The 215-nt window shown below is 75.3% G+C and carries 1 protein-coding gene; it reads left to right on the forward strand.

From position 1 onward, the window contains the following. Nucleotides 1–215, forward strand: a 215-nt coding sequence (locus tag H928_RS27500) for an iron chelate uptake ABC transporter family permease subunit (protein ID WP_043339902.1), incomplete at both ends; no start/stop codon positions are given.

The following is a 215-nucleotide window of genomic DNA, read 5'->3' on the forward strand; positions in this document are numbered from 1 at the left end:
GCACTGGTGGCAGGGCGCGGGCGCTGCCAGCCCGGGCGCCAGCACCGAGCAACTGGTGTTTGCCACCATCCGCCTGCCGCGTCTCATCCTGGGCCTGGCAGCCGGTGCGGGCCTGGGGCTGGCCGGGGCGCTGATGCAGGGGCTGTTTCGCAATCCGCTGGCCGACCCGGGCCTGATTGGGGTCAGTAGCGGCGCGGCCTTGGCGGGGGGGGGGC

The organism is Comamonas sp. B-9, from assembly GCF_000410635.1.
In the GTDB taxonomy this organism is placed as follows: Bacteria; Pseudomonadota; Gammaproteobacteria; order Burkholderiales; family Burkholderiaceae_C; genus Comamonas.